The organism is Paenalcaligenes hominis (assembly GCF_011927625.1).
GTDB classification, from domain to species: Bacteria; Pseudomonadota; Gammaproteobacteria; order Burkholderiales; family Burkholderiaceae_B; genus Paenalcaligenes; species Paenalcaligenes hominis.
The window spans coordinates 251,780-269,784 of sequence record NZ_JAATIZ010000004.1; the positions used below are offsets into that span (position 1 = coordinate 251,780).

Here is an 18,005-nt window from a genome sequence, read left to right on the forward strand (position 1 = left end):
CCGTTATTTCGCTAACAAAGGATGATATATATCAATTTACCAATAGTATTAGAGTGAATATTGGTGACACAATTCATAAAAGGCTTCGAGCTGTGGAGTTGTAACGCCCTCGCTTTGTAGTATGTTTGCAACGCTTTGCGCTGCATCGGCTGCGGCTTTGGCATCCAAAAATAACCAGCGTGATCGTCGAGCCAACACATCCTCTACAGTGCGAGCGTATTCATAACGCACAGCAAAACGTACCATAGCCTGAGTAAGCCCTGGCAGAATTTCGGTATCGGCCCCTTCGAGGCTTTGTACCCAGGTGGCTTCGGTGCCATAAGCCGTGTTATCTGGCTGCGTATGCACCATGCGCCAACTGTTGTGATCAGGAGCCCCCACTAAACGTAAGTGCTTTGTTACAGAAGGTTTGGTTTTTAGATCCAGTAACCCGTGTTCCTCGCAATGATCTAAGACATCCTCTGCCATTGCTCTGTATGTCGTCCACTTACCACCTGTTACAGTAACTAACCCGGAATGACTGCTCAAAATAGTGTGTTCGCGGCTTAGCTTTTTCGTATTGCCCTCGGTGCTAGGCGCTTTAACTAAAGGACGTAACCCCACCCACATACTTTTTACGTCAGCGCGTGTGGGTTTTTTTGTTAGGTAGTTGGCCGCCTCGGACAAAATAAAATCAATTTCACTTTCAAATGGTGTAGGCTCGAGTGCCAAATCGTGGCGAGGTGTGTCGGTGGTGCCTAAAATCACTTTACCTAGCCAAGGTACCGCAAATAACACACGACCATCGGCAGTTTTAGGTATGAGCAATGCATGTTCGCTAGGTAAGAACTCGCGATCTACTACCAAATGCACGCCTTGACTCGGGCTGACTAAGCTATCGGTGGGCTGACTGGTATGATGAGCATCTTGGGTGCGTAAATGATCAACCCACACACCCGTCGCATTAATGATGCATGGCGCATGAATCTGAAAAGACTGCTTGGTTTCTGCATCATGGCACACCACACCGGTGACGCGATCATTGGTATAAAGCAGCTCTGAGACAGGACAGTAATTGACCAATAAGGCGGAATGCTGCGCAGCAGTACGTGCCAACGCCAACGCCAATCGCGCATCATCGAATTGGCCATCCCAGTACATGACCCCGCCCTTTAAACCCTGAGTACGCACCCCTGGCAAGGCCGTTTCAACATGGCGTTTAGTTAAAAATCGGGTCGAGCCAAGCCCGTCTTTACCGGCCAATGCATCGTAAGCCTTTAGCCCCACCCCATAAAAAGGAGTTTCCCAACATTTATAGGAAGGCATCACAAAGCCTAGGGGTGCAGCTAAATGGGGCGCATTGCGCAATAAAGCGGTACGCTCATGTAACGCCTCGCGCACAAGTGAAATATTGCCTTGCGCCAAGTAGCGCACCCCACCGTGCACCAGTTTTGTAGCACGCGATGAGGTACCTTTAGCAAAGTCCTCGGCCTCGAGCAATACAACCGATAAGCCTCGTGATGCAGCGTCTACCGCCACCCCTAACCCTGTCGCTCCACCCCCGATCACCACGACATCAACGTGTTGAGTGCGCTCTAACGCGGCTAAAAGCTGGGATCTATCAGTAAGGAGGGGAGAAATTCTTGATGTCATTGAGAAAAACCAATAAAAAAACAAACGTGGCCTATAGTTTAATTCAAGCTACAGGTAAACTTAGGCATTCAAAATAAATTTATGTGTTATGAACTACATACTTGCACTAGATCAAGGCACCTCAAGCTCTCGTGCCATCGTTTTTGACCAATCAGGTCAAGTGATTAGCTCAGCACAGCTGGAGTTTAGCCAAATTTATCCCCAATCAGGCTGGGTAGAGCACGATCCTTTGGAAATTTGGCGCAGCCAACTGCACACTGCACAACAAGCTTTAAAAAAAGCCCACCTTAGTGCGGCTCAGATCCAGGCCATTGGCATCACAAACCAACGTGAAACCACCGTCCTGTGGGATCGGCGCACTGGACAACCTGTCTATAACGCTATTGTGTGGCAAGACCGACGCTCTGAACCCCTTTGTGCACAATTGCGCGACCAAGGCCATGAAACCGTTATTTTTGAAAAGACCGGCCTGCGTATTGATGCCTATTTCTCGGCCACTAAAATTGCTTGGCTCTTGCAGCAGCCTGCCCTACGCCAACTCGCCGAAGAGGGTCACTTAGCCTTTGGCACCGTCGACACGTGGCTGCTGTGGCAATTGTCAAACGGCCAAGTCCATTGCACCGATACCAGCAATGCATCACGCACCTTGCTCTATAACATTCACACCCAACAGTGGGATGATGAACTTTTAGCACTTTTTGATATACCTGCCAATCTCCTGCCTCAGGTTCAGCCCTCTAGCAGCTTGTTTGCTGAAGCCAACGCCGAGCATTTAGGGCATGCTGTGCCTATTTACGGTGTCGCAGGCGACCAACAAAGCGCTCTGTTTGGACAAGCCTGCTTTAAGGCGGGCATGGCTAAAAACACCTACGGCACGGGGTGTTTTATGCTGATGCACACCGGATCCACCATCGAACAATCGCAAAATGGTCTGATCAGTACGTGTGCGGCACAAATTGATAGTGCCCCTGCGTATGCCTTAGAGGGCAGTGTGTTCGTAGCAGGTGCGGTGGTGCAATGGCTGCGTGATGGCTTAGATGCGTTCACTCATAGTGCTGAAATCGAACAATTAGCTCTAAGCGTGCCCGATGCAGGCGGCGTCATGTTTGTACCTGCATTTACCGGTTTAGGCGCCCCCTACTGGCAAGCCAACGCACGGGGTACAATCACCGGTTTAAGCCGTGGTACGACCATGGCGCATATTGCCCGCGCTGCTTTGGAAAGTATTGCTTTTCAAAGCAGTGCCTTACTCGAAGCCATGGCTAAAGACGCCGCTCAAACGGGGGCTCCCGCTTTGTCTGAGCTACGGGTTGATGGCGGTGCTAGCCAAAATAACCTCTTAATGCAGTTCCAAGCTGACTTACTTGGTTTACCCGTCGTGCGTCCAACTCTTATCGAGACCACGGCCTTAGGGGCGGCCTATTTAGCAGGCTTGGGGTGTGGTATTTATGCTGATCCCTCTGAAATTGAAGCGTTATGGCGGGTAGATCGAGTTTTTGAGCCTCAACTATCGCGTGATGTCGTAGCCGAACGGCTTGCCCAATGGCAAAAAGCCATTCGTCAAACGTGTGTGGAGTAAAAAGAAGCATGCAAAATATAGCATTAGCGATAGGTGTGTTTATTGTATTGCTAGTCAGCCTAAGTTTTGGCGAGCGTATCAGCACCGAGCTCATTCACTGGCTGTCATATCTTACTGGCCTGGCGTTCCATAATTTTCAGGATGTTATTCACACCATTCAGCAGTATTTACGCTTGAACTGGGGCAAGGTGGCCTTGGCGCTCATTTTGACGCTACCTATTAGCTATTGGCTAAGCCGTAGACACCAATCAAACGATACTTCTACACCGCGACGTCTTTCTAAACGCAAAACCGCTATTTTTCTGGCATTTTTTTTAGGGTGGGCAGGTATTCATCGTTTCTACATCGGTCAATTAGGCTGGGGCTTGATGTATTTAGTCCTGTTCTACCTATTCGCTCCGCTTAGTGTGATTTTGAGTTGGATTGATGCCCTACGCTACGCGTTAATGAGTGACGATGAGTTCATGCTGCGCTTATGAGTGATATTTGTTTTGAAACGCATACTCAACTTGCTACCCCACAAGCGAACACCAGCGATATCTTGCTGATGGACCGCGTGCTGACGCATGGCCCTCAGGCGCTGATTTGGCAAGGCACCCAAGGCATAGTGGTGCCTCGCACCTATGGGCGCAATCCGCACTTTGAGGCTACCCAACACGCCTTAGCCAGTGCTGGGTGGCCCATCGAAGTACGTCAATCAGGGGGCGGTGTGGTTCCACAAGGGCCTGGGGTTTGGAACCTCAGCCTAAGCTGGCGACAGTATGGAAAGCCATTTGACTTAGCCCAAGCGGCATATCCCTTTATTTGTCGTATTTTGCAGCAGGCGCTTGAACGATGCGGAATACCGAGCTCACCCCAAGCGGTTGACGGCTCATTTTGCGACGGCCGCTTTAATCTAGCCGTAGGCAATGATCCCTACCAAAAAATCGTGGGGACGGCTCAGGTCTGGCGTCTTGCGCCCCCACCCTTACGCTTTGCTGATCAACCACGCCAACCGGGCGACCCTACTGGATGGCATGTAGGCTTGGTGCATGCGGTGATCCTGATGGATATCAATGAAAAAGCCTTGACCCTAAAAACCAATTTGGTCGAACAGCTTTTACATCAACCCCGACGCTACCAAGCAGATAAAATTTGCAGCTTGGCGCGCCTGGGTTTAGGGCCTACCGATTTTTTGCAGGCGCTGCAGCAGGTGCTGAGCCAGCTGTCCCCGCCTCATGACCAAGGATGGCCATAATAGTAGGAATGCCATCGCAGATACGCTCTACACCTAACCGTTTGGTTAAGCCCATACGAGTAATAGTTTTATAAACCGCCGGATTCACTTCGGACAAAAAGACCTTAATATTTTTTTTATGGGCTTTATGGACAAAACGATCCAATGCACCTAGCGCTGTGCCATCAACAAAAGGCACTTGATTTAACCGCAATATCACGGCCCGGACGGAAGGGTTTAACTCATTTAAAGCGGCATCAAGCGGGTCGAGGGCGGCAAAGAAAAATGGCCCATTGACACTCAACACCACCACATCATCGGTAAAGTGCAAATTATCTAGGGCAAACTCGCGCTTTAATTGCTGAGTGGTTTGACGGCGCACTTCTACACTATCTGACATCCGTTTCAAAAAGTGCAGCATGGCTAATACCACACCTATATTGACGGCAACGACTAAGTCAGCAAATACCGTTAGGGCAAAGGTAATCAGTAAAATTGCCACATCGGCGCGCGGGGCGGTTTTTAACTGCCGTATAACGGTTTGCGGCTGACTCATATTCCAAGCCACGACAAATAAAATTGCGGCAAGGGTTGCTAAGGGGATATTCACCGCTAGTGGCGCTAACAACACCAACACTAATACCAGCACCAAAACATGCACCACCCCAGCAATAGGGCTGTTACCCCCATTACGAATATTGGTCGCCGTGCGTGCAATGGCACCCGTTGCCGCAATACCCCCAAATAAAGGCGTTAATACATTCGCCAACCCCTGCCCGATGAGCTCTTGGTTTGAGTTATGGCGCGTATTTGCCATGTTATCGGCCACGACGGCAGAAAGTAATGACTCGATCGCTCCGAGCATGGCAATGGCAAAAGCCGGCCCAATTAACTCTATCATGCGCGATAGGCTTAAATGGGGTAGCTGCAAAGAAGGTAAACCACGAGGAATTTCACCAAAGGCAGTGCCGATGGTTGCCACCGTAGGAAATTGGAAAATACTTTGCAGCAGGGTTAGTGCGATGAGCGCAATTAACGGCCCCGGCACCTTTTTCAATAATGGCATACGCGTGGTATAGAGCACTAAAAATAATGACAGCACCCCTACCGCTGTGGTGGCGCCATCGAACTGAGGCAAAGCCCCTAGTAAGTGCCACAACTTTTCGTGAAAATTTGTGCCGGTCGGAGCGGGTAAACCAAAAAAAGATTCCCATTGTCCCACCCAAATAATGACCCCTATACCCGCCGTAAAACCAATAATGACTGGCACAGGAATGTATTTAATAATGACACCAAGCCGTGTAAACCCCATGACCAACAACATGACACCCGCCATAAGGGTCGCAATTTGCAAACCTTCTATGCCATGTTGTGCCACGATGGTGGAAAGAATCACAATAAATGCGCCGGTGGGGCCTGCAATTTGTACGCGGCTGCCCCCGAACAGTGATACCACCAGCCCAGCAATGATGGCGGTGTAAATGCCTTGCTCTGGTTTGACCCCAGAGGCAATAGCAAACGCCATAGCCAAAGGCAATGCCACGACCCCGACAATAATGCCCGCAATACAGTTTCTAAGCCAATTATTGCGAGCCAGCAACCCAGCTCGCTTTGCCTCAAGCAATGCGATCACAGTTAGCTATCCTTTATGTATTATTAATAAACGATGTCTATTTATTTAAGCGCTAACACGCAACTTTAGCAACCTCAAACTATTAGCGATAACTAATAAGCTCGCCCCTACGTCGGCAAACACTGCCATCCACATGGTCACACTCCCCATCAAAGCCATGACCAAAAACACCGCCTTAATGCCCAAGGCCACACTAATATTTTGTACCAGAATCTGATGTAAGCGCTGCGATAAACGAATGGTACGAGGAATCTGACGCAAGTCATCGTTCATAATGGCAACATCGGCCGTTTCAATGGCCATGTCTGTACCCAATGCCCCCATAGCAAAGCCAATCGAAGCCTGCGCTAAAGCCGGTGCATCGTTAATGCCATCGCCGACCATACCGGTGACGCCACGTTGGGTGCGTGCACTGACAATACGCTGTTTGTCCTCGGGCAGTAAATCACCTTGGGCATGTTGCAAACCCACTTGCTGCGCAACATGTTGCACGGCGGCTTGATTATCGCCCGATAACATTTCCACTTGAACCCCAAGCGTTTGCAACTGGTGCAGCGCTTCGGCTACAGCTGGTTTAATTTGATCCAAGACCGCAAAGGCAGCCCAAATCTGCTGATCCGAACCTAAAAAAACCAAGCTTGCCCCCCGTTGCTGTTGCAGACGTACCCAGTCCTGAAGGGCATCAGGTAAAAGCGCCGCAGTAGGCATCCAGCTGAGCTTTCCAAGCCGCCACACCGTAGCATCCCAAAGGCCTTGCACTCCTGCGCCGGGAATGGCTTCAAACTGAGTTAAAGGCAACGCGTTTAAGCCCTGTCCGCTTAACCCTTCCGCTACTGCCACGGATGCGGGGTGATCTGAACGCTGAGCTAACGAATAGGCAAGTGCTAACGCTTGGTCTGCATTCGCTGCCAACCAGTGGTCTTGTAATTGCGGCTGACCAACGGTTAGGGTGCCTGTTTTATCTAACGCTAAATAACGCAAATGACGGGCTTGTTCTAGGTACACGCCCCCTTTAATCAGTAACCCCATCCGGGCAGCCCGTGTTAACGCACTGACCACTGCCACCGGTGTGGAAATGACTAAAGCACATGGGCAAGCAATGACTAATAACACTAACGCTTTATATACCCAATCAAGCCACGCCCCACCAAATACCCAAGGCCCCAACACGGCCAAAGCCAACGCAACAAGTGTCACGATAGGGGTATAGACACGTGAAAACTGATCCACAAACCGCTGTACGGGGGCTTTACCTTGCTGAGCATTTTGTACAGCCAACGCAATGCGCACTAATAATGTATTGTCATAGGTGCCCTGCGTGATAAATTGCAGCTCGCCGAATCCATTAATGGACCCAGCAAAGACCTCATCGCCCTCTTGTTTATCCACCGGTACGCTTTCCCCAGTGATAGGCGCTTGATTCACCACAGAGCGGCCTGCTTGCACCACTCCATCTAAACCAATACGCGCACCCGGCATCACACGTACGACGGCGCCCAAGGGTACTTGTTGTGCGTGTTGCAGCTGCCACTGCCCGTCTGCCGTCAATACCTCGACCTGTTCGGGGGCAAGATTTAAGAGCCCATCCACAGCATGCCGTACACGATCTAAAGAGCGTGCTTCAATTAATTCTGCCAAGGCAAATAAAGACATCACCATAGCGGCTTCGGCCCAGCTTCCAATCAGCACGGCTCCGGTTACCGCAATGCTCATGAGCGCATTAATGTTTAAATTGCGATTGGCTAAAGCAATCCAGCCTTTTTTATAAATGCTCAACCCACTAAGTAATAATGCGGCCAAGGCCACAGGTAAGACCCATGCGGCGGACAAATCTAGCCATGTCATGCCCTCTGCAACTAAAGCTAAGCCGACGGCAATCCCAATCTTAACCAATGGGCGATACGATGCCGATGGGGTCTGTGTTGGCGCTTGAGTCTCATGAATTTGTTGTGGCGCCATGCCTAGTCGGGTTAAGTCTCGCGTTATCTCTGCGGCTAACCCCTGCGCATGGACTACGTCTAAACGCCGTTGCATCAAATTAAACTGAAGCTGCACCACACCCATTTTTGTTTCGAGTTTGCTACGAATTAATTGCTCTTCCACTGGGCAATCCATTTGTGCAATATAGAACTGAGTGAGCTCCTGATCAGCACTTGGTGTTAGCGGCGCTACAGTAGAGGCAGCAGTATGGTGTTGATGGTTATCGTGGCTGTGATCATGATGAGTATGCGTTTCACAACATGATGACACCGACTTGGCTACGGTTGTACGGTCTAAATCTTTTTGTACTTGCTCTTTTTTCATCACGCACCTTTAACACTATCTTGTATGCTTAGTAGTAAACACCTTAAAGTAACTACAAGGTCAAGCCAAGGAGGCATCATGAAAATTGGTGAATTAGCCGAACAGACAAATTGCAGCCCAGAAACCATTCGCTATTATGAAAAAATTAATTTATTGCCCGAGCCGCAGCGCTCAGACAACAATTACCGACACTACGGCCCATTGCATAAAGAGCGATTACGCTTTATTCGGAACTGCCGCAGTCTAGACATGACCCACGAAGAAATTCGACACCTGCTGCAGTTTATTGCCCACCCCGAGGCCGGCTGCGAGCCAGTAACTGCCGTAATTTCTGATCACCTACACCACGTTGATGTTCGCATTGAAGAGTTGACCCAATTACGCCAACAACTGCTTCAACTTAAAGCGGCGTGCGCACACGAAAACCCTGACCAAGCCTGCGGTATTTTGGATCAAATCAGCAATATGGACCCATTACCTGATAACGAGACTCACTTGGGCTAATGTGCAATTGAACAGAAAAAAAACACCCCGAAGGGTGTTATAAGGTACTACACACAGATGGTTCACCCGTGGTGACAGCGCGATAGGCCGTTAGATTGAGGTCTAAGGGGTTTGCAGTGCACTGAATGAATTTGGAACAGCGATGACGTAAACGTAGTTTTTTAACGCCACCTCTGACTGTAGCAAAGTTTCATGAAATAACCACTACGCAATTACCCGATTTACGTGTTTTCTGCGTTAGATCAAACAAAAGCCCCGGTGTTGAGCCCCACCACACCCTTTTGGTGTGCACTAAACAACCAATTAGCCAAGGCCTGGGTCGGATTCCGAGCGGTCTGGCGCACAAAAAATGTCGTACAAAGTTTGCATAATGCGCAACACGTCTGGGTTACCTATCCGGTAATACACGTACTTGCCGGCTTTACGTGTTTGAGCAAGGCCTTCGTTTCGTAATACGGTGAGCTGCTGGGATAAAGTCGGTTGTTCTATGCCGGTTAAATCCCGAAGCTCAGATACATTGCGTTCTCCTTGTACTAACATACACAACAGCATCAGTCGGTCAGGGTTAGCCATGCATCCTAATAAGCCAGCAGCCTCGTCAGCGACAGCGTTCAGTTCCGTTAATAGCTTTGCATTATCAGTCATCATTGTGTTTTTCATAGTGCTTTAATATACTTAATTATATACTAACGATTTTGAAATGACAGCTGGAGTTATTATGCCCCATCCTCATGCTCAGGCCTTTTTTGACCCCCAGACCTCTACCTACTCTTATGTGGTTCATCAGCCTGGGCAGACAGCCTGTGCCATTATTGACCCAGTTTTAGATTATGACCCGTCTGCAGCGAAAACCTGTACAGCGTCAGCGCAAAAACTGCTGGACTATATCCACGCTCATGACCTTGAGGTGCAATGGATCCTGGAAACCCATGCCCACGCCGACCATTTATCGGCCGCTGCATGGCTAAAAGACAAAACAGGGGCTCGCATTGCTATCGGAGCCCCCATTTCCCAAGTGCAGCGCTGCTTTAAAGACATCTACCATTTAGGCGCTGAACAGCCCACCGATGGCAGCCCTTTTGATGCGCTTTGGAACGACGGCGATATTTTTCATATTGGGTCGCTAGAAGTCCAAGTATTGCATGTACCCGGTCACACCCCTGCTGATATGGCTTACCACGTGAAAGGTCTGGGCATTTTTGTCGGCGACACCTTATTTTTACCTGATGTGGGCACGGCACGCTGTGATTTTCCGGGTGGTTGTGCCACGCAGCTCTACCAATCCATGCAGCGGTTATTAAGCTTTCCCGATGACACCGTTTTATTCATGTGTCACGACTACCCGCCTAATGACAGAGCCCCTCATTATTCATGCACCGTAGCCGATCAAAAAACACACAACATTCATCTAAAAAATAACACGACTGAAGCCCAGTTTGTACAACTACGTAACGCTCGTGATGCAACTTTGGGCCTACCTCGGCTTATGCTTCCCGCATTACAAATTAACATTCAAGCGGGACACTTGCCGCAGGCCGAAGCCAACCAGGTTTCGTACTTAAAAATCCCGCTTAATATGTTTAACTAAACCAAAAGCCCGTCAAAAGACGGGCTTTAATGATGATTTATCGCGTTAATTACCATTTCCCGTAAGTGACTGCTTAACCCAATTTTAGGCATCCAGTCTGCTAAAACCCAAGGCACCTCAGCTACCACAGCAGTTAAAAGTAGCCCAGACCAAATAGAGGCCTATGTACAAGGCACAGCGGGGGCAATAGCCGAAGCAGATTGAGGCAGGACAGGCTTTACACTACTTACACTCATAATAATATCCAGAAATATACTTATACTGTATTTTTATATTAAAACAATTTGTTTTTGGACACCATTATTTTTTGCGACTCAACACCATTGCTCCGGTCAAAACTAAAACCGTGCCGCCAATTTGCATCAGGGTGATCGGCTCATCTAAAAACCAATACGCTAAAAACAAAATAGAGACCGGCCCAATTAGCCCTAACTGGGCTGTCATGGGTGCACCGACACGCTCTACTGCCCACATAATCATAAATGTCGGGAAGACAGTATTTAAGGTGGCATGAATCAATGATAAGCCATACACCTCTTTAGGCTGATCCAAGCCTGCCCAACCCTGCACAATAAAAAAATGAATTAAGGTGTAGATAGCTGAGGTCACCATGGCATAAGCCACCAATCGCGTAGAACCGATTTGTTTTAAGAGCTCGCCTGAGCCAATTAAGTAAAACGAATAAGAAAGCGCTGAACCCAGCACCAAGCCCGCCCCCAACAAAACGTGATCGCCCTCAAGACTTAAATCCTGAACAAACACCAAGCTTACGCCCAGATAAGAAATGGCTAAGGCCACCCACTGTTTGGGCAAAATCAGTTTCTTCAAAAAAAGCGCGGAAAACAGCAACACAAAGGTAGGCGCTAAAAATAAGATTAACCGCTCTAAACCTGCCGTAATGTATTGCAAACCCAAAAAATCTAACAAGCTTGCCAAGTAATAGCCGATAAAACCTAACACCACCACCTGCCAACGCTGCTTGGTCGACAAAGCGACCTGTTGGCCCCGATAGGCTTTGTAGGCTTGCCATACGGCAATGGTCAGAAAGGCTGGCAAGGCCAAGAGCATCCTGAAGCCAATCACCGTTAGCGCATCGACCCCATGCATATAGGTCAGTTTGGCCACGATGGCTTTGGCTGAAAACAAAATCGAGCCTAAGCCCGCTAAAAGAAAGCCTATCCAGAAGGTACGACGTGTTGAACTCATAAGTGCCTCGCCTAATCAAAGAAATATTCTACGATAAGGTTGCACTTTTCAAAAATCCTTGCTATAGTTTTATTTCTTTGGCGGACACAGCAACAAAAAGCAGTCCAAAAAGAAATAAAAAGTCTCAATTAACTAATTTTTTAAAGTAATTTGACTTAATTTTAAAAAGCATGTTATAGTAGATTTTTTAGCAATTCCCCGATAGCTCAGTCGGTAGAGCGACGGACTGTTAATCCGCAGGTCACAGGTTCGAGCCCTGTTCGGGGAGCCAAAATTCCAAAAGCCCAGCTATGTATTTAGCTGGGCTTTTTTGCGTCGTCATATTCGACTTATAGCGACTTCTATTTATTGGATTAGCGCGGCGTGCGATTACATATTGTAAGTTAGCCACCTAAAAATAACCCCGCAATGCTTAATATTTTGGGTATTTCGCATAAAAGCTATTATCTATCATGGCGAGGTCGATGACAATTTCATCACGAACCTGAACAACGGCTTGTACTATATTTAAATTAGGATGCTAATCCAAAGCGGTTACAATTAGGTCAGAGCCATCGTATTAAATAAATTTCAACTTGGTCGGTCATTTCAAACACAGCCGGGCGTTCTGACTCAACATCAGGCATCCCAATAGACAAAACTGGCGATCCATTTGAGGGACAATGAGTGATGAGTTTATACGCCAAAAAACTCTTACTCATAACACATCCTATAATATCCATTACGTACGCTGTACTTTTAGGCTCCCACACGTGCTCTTCTTCGCTTATTAAATGCACATGTACAGCACATTTTAATTTGATAACCAGTAATACTGTTCCTGCAGCAGCATTACTAGCAAAGTTTCTACTGTAGAGCCAGATGTCTCTATGCGACTAATATGCAACGCGTCTTCCGGTATGTCTAACATTTGTGCAATATTTGGATTGCACTGCTTGATTATTAATAAATTCCTATTGCATTAGATCTAGACTATCTCCTGTACTCACCCCCTATAGAGTCATTACTTTACTCTCTACTGCACCTTTGACAGGAACTAAGGAGTATTGGGTAGCGATGCCATCAATTAAATTAGTACACGCTCCGTATTTTTCTAAACCACAACTAAATTTTGATACATTAAACTCAAAGTCATTACGCAAAATATATAATAAATTTGTGTCCGCTCTTAAAGACAAAGTGTAATCTTTCTAAAACTTAGCAATTAGAAATCATTTCGGTAAGAGAAGCTAGCATACAACATGCCCTATAGTTGATTGAAGTCTACGTTCAATCAACAAACAACTCAAATATAAGCTGCCTAAACCATTTATTAGCAGGGTCTCTATGGTATTTACTATGCCAAAATAAGTTAATAGCAATTTCAGGTAGATCAATAGGCAAAGGTAAGCTTCGGAGATTGAAAGGCCCAAGACAACTAAGTGCAAAACGTTCAGGTACAGTCGCTACCAAATCCGTATTCTGCAAAATATGGGCTACGGCTATGAAGTGAGGGATTTCCAGGCGTATGTCTCGCTCTAGACCTGCATGTTGCATAATAGTATCTATCTCGCCATGACCTGTACCGGGTGAGGTTATTTTAATATGCCCATAATGACAGAAATTTTCTCGAGTTATAGGTAGGCGAATAAGTGGGTGATCTTTACGACATAAGCAAACATAACGATGATGAAAAAGGCGCCTCTGATAAAAGCCAGCCTGCAGCTCTGGGTGTAGGCCAATAGCCAAGTCAATCTCCCCTTCAGCTAGACTCGTTGCAAGTCCAGCATGACTTCGCAATGTTTTGACTGATATGCCTGGATATTGCGTAAGCAATGTATCTATAAGTCGAGGAAGAAAATAAATATCCCCAATATCTGTCATCGCCACATAAAAGCATTTTTTACTCTTTAAGGGATCAAAAGAATCCTGTTGATTGATAGCTGTATTTAGTAAATCAATCGTTTGCGCTATGGGTTCAACCAACAAGCTTGCATAAGGAGTGGGCTGCATGCCATATCTAGTACGAACAAAAAGCTCATCATTAAACGCAGCTCGCAAACGTTTTAGAGCATTGCTGACCGCTGGCTGACTTATCCCTAAGTTTTCAGCTGCGCCTGAAACACTCTTATCCACCACTATTTGATGGAAGATTACAAGTAAGTTGAGATCAAGATCACGCAAACGCATTTCAATAACCCACTTTAAGATGATTACAAATCAAACTATTCACAACATCAATAGTCACTATAATCTTTTAGCTATTTTATAACGCATTGTAAATAGTTATGCTCAAAGCACTATATATTAGATAAAAGGGGTTCTTATGAATAGCTATTACTCAACGATAGAAATTGGCATTGTCGGTGGCGGAATCACAGGGGTTGCATTAGCACTTGGACTTTCTCGCTATTCTCACTTAAAGGTAAGGTTATTTGAGTCAGCTGCTGCGCTAGGTGAGGTCGGCGCGGGCGTATCGTTTGGTGCAAATGCGGTACGGGCGATCCAAGACTTAAGCATGAGTTTAGCTTATGAAGAAATAGCTGATCGCACTCCCGCTCCTTGGGAAAATGTTTGGTTTGAGTGGCGCAAAGGAAGTAATGCTGAATACATTGCCACCAGTCTTTCTCCAGGCGTTGGACAATCTTCAGTGCATCGTGCTGATTTTTTAAATTTGTTAGCACAACAATTACCAGAAAATGTCATATCTTTCAGTAAGCGAGCATTTAAAGTCAGAGAAAACAAGCACAAGGTAACTGTTAGTTTTACGGATGGTACAGACTATCAGTGTGATTTGCTCATTGGGGCAGATGGCATTAAATCAAATCTTCGTAATTACGTACTTCACAATCTTTCTAAGCCGCTAATAGAACCAAGATTCAGTGGCACTTGCGCTTATCGGGGTTTGATAGATAGCGAGCAACTACGCAACGCTTACCGCGCAACAGGTGTTGATGAACACCTAATTAACGTCCCACAAATGTATTTAGGGCTTGATGCGCATGTTCTCACATTTCCTGTGAAAAAAGGACGCCTAATCAATGTCGTTGCCTTTGTCTCCGACAGAAGTAATCCAGAGCCCGTTTGGCCTAACAATGCTCCTTGGACTCAAGCTATATCTCAAGAACGAATGCTAGAGGACTTTTCAGGTTGGAGCGTTGCCGTGATTGAGCTACTTAAATGCATCCCAAAGCCTACCTATTGGGCATTACACGACTTAGAGGAATTAAGTCATTACAACCATGGGCTCGTGGGTCTGGTCGGTGACGCCGCCCACGCCATGCTTCCCCACCAAGGCGCCGGAGCGGGTCAAGGGCTAGAAGATGCTTGGTTACTAACTCGTCTTCTTGGTGATGCTCAAGTACTTAAGACCGATCTTAAAAAACTACTGAGCGTCTATGATTCTATTCGTAGGCCTCGAGCCTGTCGCGTACAGCGTACATCTTGGGAAGCCGGTGAGCTATATGAATTTAGAAATCCAGCAATCAGCACACAAAAAGATTCTCTTGCAGAAAGCCTCACAAATCGTTTCGATTGGCTGTGGAATTATAATATGGAAACCGATTTAAATAAGGCCAGAAAGCAGCTTGATTGGCAATAATATATAAATAAATTAAGTATAGTTAACCCACCTAAGTTAAGGAAAAATATGAAATTTTTTCTTACTTGTATGGCTAAGCCTTAAATCTAATAATTAAAATTGTTAGCTATGCTTTAAAGGTATGAATATAGAAAAGCTTAGTGTTGGTTTACATACCTCTACTAATAGTGAAATAGCTCATGCAGAAAAAAATGCACTATTATCATTACTTAAACAAAAAACCTTTCTTAATAACTAGGTAAATTTTTTTCATTATACTTAAATTCAAATAATAAAATAAATGCACCTCTTAATTTTTATAGAATCAAAGCCGATTTTATTTTTACCGCTAAAATAAGCACTCTCTTTAATTACCACATACATATTACCTGTATCATCTTAAGAAAAAATGCTGTCAATACATTACAAAAAATCTATACTTACCTCGCTGTTTTTAGTAATAGCTGGTATTTTTTCATCTATGCATATTTGGAAAATCTCCCCCGCACTTCCCCTACTTAAAAATGAATTAAAACTAGATTTAGTTGACGCCGGATTTTTACTATCTTCTGTACAGATTGCTGGTATGACGCTGGGATTAATCACAGGTCTTTTTGCAGAGCGAATTGGATTACGCAGGTGTATTGCAATAGGACTAATCATTTTAACTACAGCGTCTTTAAGTGTCGTATTATTTCCATACAAAAACGCTCTTTTGCTGAGCCGGACAATAGAAGGATGCGGATTTCTTATGGTGGTTTTACCAGTCCCTGCCTTAATAAGACAAATAGTCCCTAAAGAAGCTATTAGCCAAATTTTTGGATTTTGGGGCTGTTATATGTCTTTAGGCGCTGTAGTTATTCTATTGGGTGGATCGTGGTTACTTAGCATTGGCTATTCTTGGCGTACTTTGTGGCTGATATTATCAGGCCTTACCTTTATTGTTCTTCTTCTCTTCTTAAAAATAACCCATGAAAAAGATCAGAATACTAGCTCAGAAGCAAACAGCAGTCTTTCCATTAGCTACAATGTAATAAGCACACTGCGATCTTCACAGGTTTGGCTAGTCGCTTTGTTATTTAGCGCCTATGCTGCACAGTGGACTGCCATCATTGGTTTTCTACCTATCATTTATGCTGATATGGGTATTTCTGGTTTAGCTGTCGGTTCGTTAACGGCTTTGGTTGCTGGTGTAAACATAATTGGAAATCTGTATGCTGGCCGCTTACTTCATAAAAAAGTGGACGCAAAGAAATTGCTTATTGTTGGTTTTTTTACTATGGCAATAACTACTTTCATTGCTTTTGGTCTAAAAACCAATATTGCCATACAGTTTGTTTCAATTTTGCTTTTTTCTATTGCAGGAGGAGTAATTCCTGTTACTTTGTATTTATTGGCCGTCATTTTTGCTCCTACACCTCAAACTACGGCATCAACTATAGGTTGGGTACAACAAGGCTCGTCTATGGGACAGTTTCTAGGTGCCCCAGTAGTAGCTTGGTCAGTGAGTATGCTAGGCGGGTGGCAATGGGCTTGGGTAGCTACTGTAATTTTCTCATTATTGGGAATATCTATGGTCACTTTATTACCCAAGCCCATTAATTAAAATTTCTATAGCAACGTAAAAAATTTACAATCCCATCTAGATTTTCATCTTTTTTATTAATAATTTAAAAAGCCATTGAGACTTATTTAGTATTAAAACAATACCATTACGGTATAATTGGTTCATAAAATCACAACTGGGGACAAAATCAAACTACTATGAACCTAAGACAAATTCGCTATTTTGTAATAGTTGCACAAGAGAAAAATTTTACTAGAGCTGCTGAAATACTGCATATTTCTCAGCCACCTCTCAGTCGTCAAATTCAACTTTTAGAAGAAACGCTTGATGTTAGGCTCTTTGTACGAAGCAGTCGTCCTTTAAAGCTAACCGAAGCAGGCAAAGTGTTTTATGAGCAAGCTGTTCAAATACTCAGTCGTGTCGAACAAATGAAGCGCTCTACACAACAAGTAGGAAGAAATGAACGGCATAGTTTATCTTTAGGATTCGTGCCGTCTATGCTTTACGGAGGTCTGCCTACATTAGTTAAAAGGTTGCGTATATTACGCCCACATCTGAACATTAATTTAGTTGAATTATTATCTTCTCAACAACCAGAAGCTTTAAGAACAGGTCTTATTGACGTGGGCTTTGGAAGATTACGGCTCAACTTTCCTGACATCTCTCGATTAGTATTAAGAGAAGAGCGTTTAATGGTGGCCACGCCTGAAGAACACCCTTTAGCTAGTCCTGACGATTCACCTATCGCTTTAACCCAGCTAGAAAGAGAAAATGTAATTCTTTTTCCCAAAGAACACCGTCCAAATTTTGGCGATAGCGTCCTTTCTATGCTACGAGATCACAATTTTCAACCTAAAAAAATACAGGAAGTAAGCCAATTACAAACCGCGTTAGGTTTAGTATCTGCAAATATGGGGATATGTATTGCCCCAAGTTCTATAAATGGCTTGCGCTCAGATCTCTGCTATAGACTTCTAGGTGATGAAAGTCTAACAACCCCCATCATTCTAAATTATCGAACTAATGATAATACAGAAATAATAGAGCTCATGCTTGATTTACTTATAGAAACTTATAAGGAAAAACATCCTTGGCTTAAACACTCTCTACACTGTTTCACTAAAGAGAAAAAAGACAATACTTTCTTTAAAAATTAAAATTCTCACGACAGATTTCTTGTGGCCTCTAATGCTTCTCTGAATTAGTTCGATTTCTAC

Annotated in this window: 15 protein-coding genes and 1 tRNA gene; 9 read left to right on the plus strand and 7 right to left on the minus strand. The window is 45.3% G+C overall.

Features of this window, described 5'->3' with window-relative positions; translation table 11 throughout:
* Positions 1-48: 48 nt before the first annotated feature.
* On the minus strand, positions 49-1,632 hold the full coding sequence (locus GGR41_RS11145) for a glycerol-3-phosphate dehydrogenase/oxidase (RefSeq protein ID WP_167661902.1): 1,584 nt from the start codon (positions 1,630-1,632) through the stop codon (positions 49-51).
* Positions 1,633-1,720: 88 nt separating this feature from the next.
* Between GGR41_RS11145 and glpK the strand changes: the two genes are divergently transcribed.
* From glpK to GGR41_RS11160, 3 genes are read left to right on the plus strand one after another with little or no spacing between them, the layout of a single operon-like run.
* Positions 1,721-3,211, plus strand: a complete 1,491-nt coding sequence (gene glpK / locus GGR41_RS11150; protein ID WP_167661903.1) for a glycerol kinase GlpK — start codon at positions 1,721-1,723, stop codon at positions 3,209-3,211.
* A gap of 8 nt (positions 3,212-3,219) precedes the next feature.
* Entirely contained in the window at positions 3,220-3,690 is a 471-nt protein-coding gene (locus GGR41_RS11155; protein ID WP_167661904.1) for a TM2 domain-containing protein, read from the plus strand.
* Positions 3,687-4,448, plus strand: coding sequence for a lipoyl protein ligase domain-containing protein (locus GGR41_RS11160; RefSeq protein WP_167661905.1), 762 nt, complete (start codon positions 3,687-3,689; stop codon positions 4,446-4,448). Before GGR41_RS11155 ends, GGR41_RS11160 begins: the two co-directional genes overlap by 4 nt.
* Here GGR41_RS11160 and GGR41_RS11165 read toward each other — a convergent pair.
* Together GGR41_RS11165 and GGR41_RS11170 are read right to left on the minus strand one after the other, a co-directional pair.
* Positions 4,375-6,060, minus strand: coding sequence for a SulP family inorganic anion transporter (locus tag GGR41_RS11165; protein ID WP_167661906.1), 1,686 nt, complete (start codon positions 6,058-6,060; stop codon positions 4,375-4,377). The genes GGR41_RS11160 and GGR41_RS11165 overlap by 74 nt on opposite strands.
* A 45-nt stretch (positions 6,061-6,105) precedes the next feature.
* Complete coding sequence (locus GGR41_RS11170) at positions 6,106-8,364, minus strand: heavy metal translocating P-type ATPase (RefSeq protein ID WP_167661907.1); 2,259 nt, start codon at positions 8,362-8,364, stop codon at positions 6,106-6,108.
* Between the two features lie 78 nt (positions 8,365-8,442).
* Between GGR41_RS11170 and cadR the strand changes: the two genes are divergently transcribed.
* Positions 8,443-8,868 carry a Cd(II)/Pb(II)-responsive transcriptional regulator gene (gene cadR / locus GGR41_RS11175; protein ID WP_077734905.1) on the plus strand — a complete coding sequence of 142 codons (426 nt, stop codon included), beginning with the start codon at positions 8,443-8,445 and terminating at the stop codon, positions 8,866-8,868.
* A gap of 303 nt (positions 8,869-9,171) precedes the next feature.
* Here the strand turns inward: cadR and GGR41_RS11180 are convergent, their stop codons facing one another.
* On the minus strand, positions 9,172-9,528 hold the full coding sequence (locus GGR41_RS11180) for an ArsR/SmtB family transcription factor (RefSeq protein WP_244951464.1): 357 nt from the start codon (positions 9,526-9,528) through the stop codon (positions 9,172-9,174).
* A gap of 40 nt (positions 9,529-9,568) precedes the next feature.
* Between GGR41_RS11180 and GGR41_RS11185 the strand changes: the two genes are divergently transcribed.
* Complete coding sequence (locus GGR41_RS11185; protein ID WP_244951465.1) at positions 9,569-10,456, plus strand: MBL fold metallo-hydrolase; 888 nt, start codon at positions 9,569-9,571, stop codon at positions 10,454-10,456.
* A 300-nt stretch (positions 10,457-10,756) separates the two neighbouring features.
* On the opposite strand, the gene GGR41_RS11190 is transcribed toward GGR41_RS11185, so the two are convergent.
* Positions 10,757-11,662: a DMT family transporter gene (locus GGR41_RS11190; RefSeq protein WP_167661908.1), complete on the minus strand. Its 906-nt coding sequence runs from the start codon at positions 11,660-11,662 to the stop codon at positions 10,757-10,759.
* 195 nt (positions 11,663-11,857) lie between these two features.
* Here GGR41_RS11190 and GGR41_RS11195 point away from each other — a divergent pair.
* Positions 11,858-11,933 (plus strand) — tRNA-Asn (locus GGR41_RS11195).
* A 274-nt stretch (positions 11,934-12,207) separates the two neighbouring features.
* Here the strand turns inward: GGR41_RS11195 and GGR41_RS11200 are convergent.
* Complete coding sequence (locus GGR41_RS11200; protein ID WP_167661909.1) at positions 12,208-12,363, minus strand: hypothetical protein; 156 nt, start codon at positions 12,361-12,363, stop codon at positions 12,208-12,210.
* A 568-nt stretch (positions 12,364-12,931) separates the two neighbouring features.
* Positions 12,932-13,831: a LysR family transcriptional regulator gene (locus GGR41_RS11205; RefSeq protein ID WP_167661910.1), complete on the minus strand. Its 900-nt coding sequence runs from the start codon at positions 13,829-13,831 to the stop codon at positions 12,932-12,934.
* Positions 13,832-13,967: 136 nt separating this feature from the next.
* Between GGR41_RS11205 and salA the strand changes: the two genes are divergently transcribed.
* From salA to GGR41_RS11220, 3 genes are all read left to right on the plus strand, one after another.
* The gene (gene salA / locus GGR41_RS11210) at positions 13,968-15,242 is read left to right on the plus strand and encodes a salicylate 1-monooxygenase (RefSeq protein ID WP_167661911.1); all 1,275 of its coding nucleotides are present in this window, start codon (positions 13,968-13,970) and stop codon (positions 15,240-15,242) included.
* 388 nt (positions 15,243-15,630) lie between these two features.
* Positions 15,631-16,827, plus strand: a complete 1,197-nt coding sequence (locus GGR41_RS11215) for an MFS transporter (protein WP_167661912.1) — start codon at positions 15,631-15,633, stop codon at positions 16,825-16,827.
* 158 nt (positions 16,828-16,985) lie between these two features.
* Positions 16,986-17,945: a LysR family transcriptional regulator gene (locus tag GGR41_RS11220; protein WP_167661913.1), complete on the plus strand. Its 960-nt coding sequence runs from the start codon at positions 16,986-16,988 to the stop codon at positions 17,943-17,945.
* Positions 17,946-18,005: the final 60 nt, after the last annotated feature.

Bases quoted from the DNA above. Each gene is read 5' to 3' on its own strand.
- GGR41_RS11145 (WP_167661902.1), bottom strand. From the start codon at position 1,632: ATGACATCAAGAATTTCTCCCCTCCTTACTGATAGATCCCAGCTTTTA.
- glpK (WP_167661903.1), top strand. From the start codon at position 1,721: ATGAACTACATACTTGCACTAGATCAAGGCACCTCAAGCTCTCGTGCC.
- GGR41_RS11155 (WP_167661904.1), top strand. From the start codon at position 3,220: ATGCAAAATATAGCATTAGCGATAGGTGTGTTTATTGTATTGCTAGTC.
- GGR41_RS11160 (WP_167661905.1), top strand. From the start codon at position 3,687: ATGAGTGATATTTGTTTTGAAACGCATACTCAACTTGCTACCCCACAA.
- GGR41_RS11170 (WP_167661907.1), bottom strand. From the start codon at position 8,364: ATGAAAAAAGAGCAAGTACAAAAAGATTTAGACCGTACAACCGTAGCC.
- cadR (WP_077734905.1), top strand. From the start codon at position 8,443: ATGAAAATTGGTGAATTAGCCGAACAGACAAATTGCAGCCCAGAAACC.
- GGR41_RS11180 (WP_244951464.1), bottom strand. From the start codon at position 9,528: ATGAAAAACACAATGATGACTGATAATGCAAAGCTATTAACGGAACTG.
- GGR41_RS11185 (WP_244951465.1), top strand. From the start codon at position 9,569: ATGACAGCTGGAGTTATTATGCCCCATCCTCATGCTCAGGCCTTTTTT.
- GGR41_RS11190 (WP_167661908.1), bottom strand. From the start codon at position 11,662: ATGAGTTCAACACGTCGTACCTTCTGGATAGGCTTTCTTTTAGCGGGC.
- GGR41_RS11200 (WP_167661909.1), bottom strand. From the start codon at position 12,363: ATGAGTAAGAGTTTTTTGGCGTATAAACTCATCACTCATTGTCCCTCA.
- GGR41_RS11205 (WP_167661910.1), bottom strand. From the start codon at position 13,831: ATGCGTTTGCGTGATCTTGATCTCAACTTACTTGTAATCTTCCATCAA.
- salA (WP_167661911.1), top strand. From the start codon at position 13,968: ATGAATAGCTATTACTCAACGATAGAAATTGGCATTGTCGGTGGCGGA.
- GGR41_RS11215 (WP_167661912.1), top strand. From the start codon at position 15,631: ATGCTGTCAATACATTACAAAAAATCTATACTTACCTCGCTGTTTTTA.
- GGR41_RS11220 (WP_167661913.1), top strand. From the start codon at position 16,986: ATGAACCTAAGACAAATTCGCTATTTTGTAATAGTTGCACAAGAGAAA.